The organism is Halodurantibacterium flavum, assembly GCF_042681825.1.
Taxonomy (GTDB): domain Bacteria; phylum Pseudomonadota; class Alphaproteobacteria; order Rhodobacterales; family Rhodobacteraceae; genus Halodurantibacterium; species Halodurantibacterium flavum.
The window spans coordinates 257,203-263,202 of record NZ_JBHUGH010000010.1 but is presented as its reverse complement, the minus strand read 5'-3'; the positions used below and the strand labels follow the sequence as shown (position 1 = coordinate 263,202).

Below are 6,000 nucleotides of genomic sequence, written 5' to 3'. Positions count from 1 at the left end.
CAGGCTGAAGGACTGGCGCCGTATCGCCACACGCTATGACAGATGCGCCACGACCTTCCTCTCCGCCGTCGCTCTCGCCGCAACCGTCATCTTCTGGCTTTGAAAATCAATGAGTCTGGAGCCTAGCCACCCCACGGTTCAAGGAGCGCTTCCTTGTTCGGAGATCAATCGAGTCAGGTGGGAAGACGCGTAATTTGGTGTATCCCGAGTCCCGGCTACGCGGCGTGCATGAACGACTGAAGTACCAACTCGCAAAGATCTATCAACCAAGCTACCTCATGAGCCCGCGTGTCGGTAAAGCGCAGCGCGACAACGCCGAAGCGCATATGAACGCTGCGGAATATCTGACTCTAGACATCAAGCAATTCTATCCTTCAACGACGCGTGGTATGATCCGGAACGCTCTGGTCGGGCAATTCGGAATGGCCGCCGACGTTGCGGGATTGATCGCCCACCTGGCCACGGCAGACGACAGAGCGTGCTTCGGCTCCCCGCTGACGCCAGTCTTGGCGTCTATTGTACACCGGCCAATGTTTGATGCGATTGCGAACCTGTGTTCAGAATATGACCTCAGCTACACCGTGTGGGTCGATGACTTAACGATCTCCGGCGATTGCATTCCCGGGGAGTTTCGCGCCAAGATTCGGGCCATCGTTTCGAAGAGCGGATTGCGGTCGCACAAACTTCGAATGCGAACAGGGAACCGTGTCGTGTTTATCACTGGCGTTGGGGTGGTTGGCTCAGAGCTTGTAGTTCCCCGCCGCCTAGAGTTACGAAGCAAGGAACTCTGGGACGAATTTAAGGCTGCTGAATCATTCGACGCGCTGGACATGGCGGCGATTCGTTTACTCGCGCATCTCGGTGGAATTCGACATGTTGTGGGCAAGGCATCCCAAAGGGGACGGAAGCTTGCCGATGAAATGAACTCTGTTCGGCAGAAACGCGAGAAAGCACTTCGTGCGAATGTAGCACGCTTGACGGTGGACGTGTCTGGTCTGCGATACTTTACGGACGAAGAGAAAGAAGAACGTATGGAAGAGATCGCCGCTATCCCCTTCTAGTGCTGATCGCCCAATAGAAGATTCCCGCGCGTGGGTGAATGTGCCGTTGTCGGGGCATAAGACGTCACGGCATCTGCCTTCTTGTCGGCCCGCCGACTGCGCGCCATGCTGCTCCGCCAAGCTTGGTACGCGGCACGCTACAGCACCGCATGACCGGTTCGAACCCAGGTTGCTCATTCGATAGTATTCAGCCAGAGGTCTTCTTCCTTAAAGCTCGCGTGCAAAAATCGAGAAATTTGCACGGGCGCGTATCGAGGACTGACCGCATTACGCATGCGAAAGTTGTAAGGGTTTTCGTCGCGCTACATTTAGATATCTCTGCTTTCGACAGATCAACATGAGGCATTGTCACTATGGCTGGGAGCAAGAAGGATGGCGGCAAGATCGCCGAAAACCCAAGTGCTGCAAATCTGGCTGCCATGCTACCCCTTGTGGATGTCATGGCAGCAGGGCCAGACTTCTTGAAATTGCTCGGTTTATCCCCTGAAATCATTAGCGAACTTCAGAAATCAGCGCTGGAACTACAGGATCACGCCAACATTCTAACTCTGCCGGATGAGTTCAACGCACAGTTCGCCAACCAGGGCTGGATCGCGACCGGAGCACTGTCGCCAGAAGTAATGCGAAACGCGCTCGCCCATTCACGGGAGGGTAACAGCGAAGCTGCTGAAGCCGAAATACTATCGTGGTTCACCGAGGACAGAATTCGGCTCTTTGCAATCACGCGTGGCAAACGTTTCAACAAAGCGCAAGCGCGCTATCACCAGATGGTCGAAGCGCTGAGCCTCTACAAAGAAGAACGGTACATCTCAGCGGTGCCGCTGATCCTGATCGTCTGTGATGGTCTGGCGTCCGACGTTCTTGGCGGCAGTCCGTTTGAGAAGGATGCTGATCTGTCGTGCTTCGATTCAATCACCGGGCACCCTACTTCGCTTCCGAAGCTGATCAAGCTCGTGACCAAGGGGGTGCGCAAGTCGTCTGACGATGTGCTCTCGCTGCCCATGCGGCATGGAATTCTGCACGGCAGGTCGGTCAATTACGCCTCGAAAGCGGTTTGCTGCAAAGCTTGGCTACTACTCATCGCTTTGGTCGATTGGGCTTGCGACAAGGTCGATGAAGAGGCGCGGCGGAACCGTCACGAGACTGAACAGGAGCAAACACTGGTAGGCTCGCTCTCGAAGCTCCGCAAGACGCAGGAGGATAAGCGGAAGCTCAATGCTTGGGTGCCTGTCGTTCTGACTGCCCCGTTCGATCAGCCATTCGAGCCAGGATCACCAGGCGAAGCGTTCCAGCGGTTCTTTTCGGGTTGGAAAGCCAAGAACTACGGCATGATGGCCGCGCACGCGGTCAATCTGGCGGACAAGTCACCGCGCGCGCTGGCAGGCGAACTGCGTCGGGATTGCGAGTTTATCGAGCTTCTGGATTTCGATTTGGTCAAAGTTGTTCAAGCTAACCAAGCACGCGCAGACGTGACCTTGGACGTGCGCGGCAAAACGCTCAAGGGGCCGGTCGAAGGCCGGATCAATGCGACGGCCGTCTGCTACCTGCCGAACGGCGACCCGGCTATGCCGACCGATGACGGCGGCACTTGGTGCGTCCAGCAGAACTGCATCTACAAGGTCATGCACCTCGATATACCGTCAGAGGAATAGATGCGTTGATTTGCATGTGACTTATGCACGCCATAAGCCCTTGATGCTAAGGGCGTCGATCGGGGGTGAAAAAATCACGCAGTTTGAGCAAGCGCACGAAGGCTGTCCTTCGCTGCGTGTCCGCTCTGCCGGCCTCGGGTCGTTGGACACGCGGCGGCGGGGATGAGCGGCCGCTTCGGTGACGCTGCGCTGCCGCACTGGCAGTCGCTTCGAATGGCCGGATTGGGCCGATCGCGAAGCGCTTGCTCTTAACTCATGTGGTCTTCTACCCGCCCCCGAAAATACCGCTCCATCCCGACCGCCAGGGCAAAGGCCGGTGCACCCAGCACCAGCACAGCCGCAGACACTGCCGCCACGACCGCCATCGCCCCGGCAGCAGCCCCAAGCACCATCACCACCGCCCAGCTCGCCAGATAGGCCACCCCGCACAGCCCCACCACGCGGATCACCGGATGGGTATAGCGCGCCAGATCCCGCTGCATCCGCTCCAACGTCGCCAGCTGGTGCCGTTGCCACGCGTCGCTCTTTTCGATTTCCATCATCATTCTCTCAACAATTCGATCCAGGTGTGGACGTCGTCCATCGGGATTTCCTTCCCCTCCAGGAACGACCGGTACCAGCGCGCCACGATCGCCCCGCGCTTCTCGCTTTTCAGGCGGATGCCGGTCACGCTCAAATGACGGTCGAGCGCCGTCTCGAACCCTTCCAGCGCGGCAAGGTCATGGCCTGGGCGCACAGCTTCGACCCCCAGCAGGATCCAGTTCAGGTCCACGCCGAACTGGCGGTGCATGTCGACCAGCGCCTCGACCGGCATCGAGCGTTTGCCGGTCTCGTAGCTCTGATAGGCGCGCTGCGACATGCCAAGCTCCGCAGCCATGCGGGCCTGCGACAGGCCAAGCTCGTTGCGCGCGATCGCCATGCGCGCGCCGAGGCCGCCGAGGTAGGTATCCGAACGATTCACCATTCTTGACATCAATCAGCTTGTAATGACTCATAAAAGCAGATAAATGCACGTTTGTGCGTTAACGTCTGCGCTCCACCATCGAACCACGGCGCGGCACCGCATTCAATGCGTTTTCGTCCATTTGCAAGAAAGGAGAGAGGTTTGTCACAGGAAAAGCTGCTGTCGCCCAAGGAACTTGGCGCCCTTGTGGGGCTCAGCACGGCGCAGATTCGTGCCTTGATGAACGACGGGCGGCTCGAGTTCGTCGAGATCACGCCCAAGACCCGCCTGCTGACCATGACCGGCTGGGAGCGGTTCCAGAAGCGCGCGACCAAGCTGCGCGGGGACGAGAGTGAGAGGGATGGTTCGGTGTCGAGTGTGAATTGATCAGGGGGAGAGCCGATGGGCACGACCAATCTCAACATCAGCGTGATCGACAAGCGCATGCTGAAACAATCCGAGGCCGCCAGCTACACCGGCCTTGCCATCAAACATTTCAAGGCAAGTTGCCCGGTGCGGCCTGTCGAGCTGGCGCGGGGCACCCTGCTGTGGGACCGGCGCGACATCGACCGCTGGATCGACACGATGAAGGCCGACCACATCGAGATGACGCGCGACGACATCCTGGACCGGCTGTGATGACCCATGTGCGCGTCAAGGGGTTCAAGATATTCAAGGATCGTCACGGCCGGATGCGCTGCTACCACCGCGCGACAGGCCACAAGATCGACCTGAGCGAGGCCCCGCTGGGGTCGGCCGAATTCCTCGCGCAATGCGAGACGATCCGCGCCATCGCAGTGGCACAGAAAGAGAAAGGCCCTCGCGCGGGCACCCTTGGCGGGCTGATAAAGGGCTATTTCGAGACCGGGCATTTCGCCAATCTGGCCGAGGCTACGCGCCGCGACTACCGCAAATGCGCGGATTTCCTTGCCCCCATCCGCGACACGCCGGTCCATGTGATCGACACGCCGCTGATAGCCGGTATCCACGACAAGGCCGCGAAAAAGATTGGCTGGCGGCGGGCCAACATGGTACGCACCCTGCTGAGCGAGGTGTTCCGCCATTCCATCCCGCAGGGCCTGATCGCCGCGAACTACGCCAAGGACGTGATCCCCAAGCGCCGCCCCCGCGACCGCGCCTATGCCAACCGGCCATGGACGATCCAGGAGCGCGACATCGTCCTGTCCCGCGCCAAGCCGCATGTGCGGGTGGCGCTGGCGCTGATGATGAACACTGGCCTTGATCCCTCGGACGCGCTGAAGCTGCGCAAGAACCAGATCGACGGTGACACGATCTGGGGCGTGCGTGGCAAGACAGGCGAGGAGGTGGCGATTCCCGTCAGCCCGACCCTGCAGGCGGCCCTCGACAGCATCCCCGCGCATGAGGCGGCTACCGTGCTGGCCAGTTCACAGGGCGCGGCCTGGACCTACAACGGCTTTTCGACCGTCTGGCACCGCTTCAAGGCGGGGCTGGAGGAGGAAGGGCTGATCGCCCCGGGCCTCACTCTGAAGGGCCTGCGCCATACCGTGGCGACGACGCTGCGCGAGGCGGGACTCGATGAGCGGCGCATCGCGGACCTGTTGGGGCAGAAAACGCCGTCCATGGCCCGGCACTATTCGCGGTCGGCGAACCTTGCCGACAAGAACCGCGAGACGATGGCGACGCTGGAAAAAGAGAACGCAAGACGCGCGAAGATTGTCAAACCTGTCGCCGAAAAGCGTCAAACCCGACCCTGACAAGGACCAGACATGACCACAAAACCCAACCATTTCAGCTTGTTAAGTGGTGCCCGGGGGCGGAATCGAACCACCGACACGAGGATTTTCAATCCACTGCTCTACCCCTGAGCTACCCGGGCACGGGAGAGCGTCGCCGCTCTGGGTTGGGGTGTATTAGTCGGGGCGGCAGGGGCTGTCCAGAGGGTCAGGCGAAAAATTTCGCCGATCAGAGAACCTCGCGATCCTCCTGCAATTCCCGGCAAGCCGCTGAAATAGTCCCGCCTCGACGACGGTTGGAACACGGGATCATCCTTCGCACGACCACGGGGGGATGATGAAGCGGCGCGGACGCGGCGCGCGGGCCGCAGTGCAGCCACGTTGATCTGCAAGAAACGGTTCTGCGGCGGCGGACTGTCGAAGGACTGCGTCACGGCGCGCCCGGCCCAATTGCGGCACGCGGCGCGAATCGGACGCGTGCTGCAACAACCGCATCTCCTACATGGACAAGGCTGCGGTGCTGAGCGGCCCCATGCAGCACCCTCAAGGCCCCGCATCTGTTGAGGGAGTTCGCCGTAGCCCATCAGCAAGAGCGCCAACGTGCGGCGGCGGGCAAGCGGTGGCAGCAC

General features: G+C 60.1%; 7 protein-coding genes, 1 tRNA gene and 1 pseudogene. 6 read left to right on the top strand and 3 right to left on the bottom strand.

The genetic code is table 11. The features are described 5' to 3' along the window. From ACFSGJ_RS14190 to ACFSGJ_RS14180, 3 genes and pseudogenes are all read left to right on the top strand, one after another. Positions 1–103, top strand: a pseudogene (locus tag ACFSGJ_RS14190) (IS5/IS1182 family transposase); the annotation flags it as partial. 175 nt (positions 104–278) lie between these two features. Continuing rightward, positions 279–1,061, top strand: coding sequence for an RNA-dependent RNA polymerase family protein (locus tag ACFSGJ_RS14185; protein WP_390263111.1), 783 nt, complete (start codon positions 279–281; stop codon positions 1,059–1,061). A 353-nt stretch (positions 1,062–1,414) separates the two neighbouring features. Beyond that, positions 1,415–2,713: a hypothetical protein gene (locus tag ACFSGJ_RS14180; protein ID WP_390263108.1), complete on the top strand. Its 1,299-nt coding sequence runs from the start codon at positions 1,415–1,417 to the stop codon at positions 2,711–2,713. A gap of 248 nt (positions 2,714–2,961) precedes the next feature. On the opposite strand, the gene ACFSGJ_RS14175 is transcribed toward ACFSGJ_RS14180, so the two are convergent. Both ACFSGJ_RS14175 and ACFSGJ_RS14170 read right to left on the bottom strand, forming a co-directional pair. Then, positions 2,962–3,252, bottom strand: coding sequence for a hypothetical protein (locus tag ACFSGJ_RS14175; protein WP_390263105.1), 291 nt, complete (start codon positions 3,250–3,252; stop codon positions 2,962–2,964). A gap of 2 nt (positions 3,253–3,254) precedes the next feature. After that, positions 3,255–3,677 carry a helix-turn-helix domain-containing protein gene (locus tag ACFSGJ_RS14170; RefSeq protein ID WP_390263102.1) on the bottom strand — a complete coding sequence of 141 codons (423 nt, stop codon included), beginning with the start codon at positions 3,675–3,677 and terminating at the stop codon, positions 3,255–3,257. A 141-nt stretch (positions 3,678–3,818) separates the two neighbouring features. Here ACFSGJ_RS14170 and ACFSGJ_RS14165 point away from each other — a divergent pair, with 141 nt between their 5' ends. Genes ACFSGJ_RS14165 through ACFSGJ_RS14155 form a run of 3 tightly spaced genes read left to right on the top strand, consistent with a single transcriptional unit; the run spans position 3,819 to position 5,392 of the window. Next, positions 3,819–4,043: a hypothetical protein gene (locus tag ACFSGJ_RS14165; protein WP_390263099.1), complete on the top strand. Its 225-nt coding sequence runs from the start codon at positions 3,819–3,821 to the stop codon at positions 4,041–4,043. Positions 4,044–4,058: 15 nt separating this feature from the next. Continuing rightward, positions 4,059–4,295 carry a hypothetical protein gene (locus ACFSGJ_RS14160; protein WP_390263096.1) on the top strand — a complete coding sequence of 79 codons (237 nt, stop codon included), beginning with the start codon at positions 4,059–4,061 and terminating at the stop codon, positions 4,293–4,295. Continuing rightward, a complete protein-coding gene (locus ACFSGJ_RS14155) occupies positions 4,295–5,392 on the top strand; it encodes a tyrosine-type recombinase/integrase (protein WP_390263093.1) in 1,098 nt (365 codons plus the stop codon). Before ACFSGJ_RS14160 ends, ACFSGJ_RS14155 begins: the two co-directional genes overlap by 1 nt. A 47-nt stretch (positions 5,393–5,439) precedes the next feature. Here the strand turns inward: ACFSGJ_RS14155 and ACFSGJ_RS14150 are convergent. After that, positions 5,440–5,514 (bottom strand) — tRNA-Phe (locus ACFSGJ_RS14150). Between the last annotated feature and the right edge of the window lie 486 nt (positions 5,515–6,000).